The 626-nt window shown below is 40.9% G+C and carries 1 protein-coding gene; it reads right to left on the bottom strand.

Features of this window, described 5'->3' with window-relative positions; all coding sequences use genetic code 11:
* Nucleotides 1–626, bottom strand: a 626-nt coding sequence (locus AC1D2Q_RS29525) for a hypothetical protein (protein ID WP_477815547.1), incomplete at both ends; no start/stop codon positions are given.

Here is a 626-nt window from a genome sequence, read left to right as displayed (position 1 = left end):
TCATACAGTGGGCTTGGATTTGATACTATTATACCATTCATATCAAATAGCGCGTAGTTGGTAAATAAGGTTACAATGCTGGTTTCAAAGTTCTCCATATCCAGCGGGCGATACACATCCTTAAACTCCGTAAGCTCATGCTTTTTGGTATATACCACATACAAAAAATGAGGAAACATCAATGCATAAATTCCAGGCTGCGGTGTTTTACGCAGGATCTCGATAGATTGATATGGTATTTTTACCACATTTTCATCATTCCATTTGGTGAGGTTACCTAACTTGTACCAGGCATTAAGGGAATCGCGGTTTAACTCCCTGAATCTTTTAATTTTTTGCTGAATGAGTTCCTCAGGCGGGCGTTCCCTGTTTAGCGCGCGGGTAAAATCATGAGCTTCAAACCCCTCCTCTTTTAACCTGTCTTTATACAATGAACGGTAAAAATGCTGCGCCGAGCCATAATAAGCCTGCTCACGTTTTAGTTTCCACAGGCGTTTTTGTTCGGCTGTGCCCAGTAATTGTTCAAAAAGTGCCTTGCCTGAATATTCAATAGTATGTTCAATACCGTCGCTTAAAAACTTCTTTAGTAAAAATTTGGTGCGATAACCAAGCGCACGGTTCTCCAC

The organism is Pseudomonas sp. P1_A1, assembly GCF_056406935.1.
The sequence above is the reverse complement of the archived record's forward strand: the minus strand, read 5'-3'. Positions and strand labels throughout refer to the sequence as shown.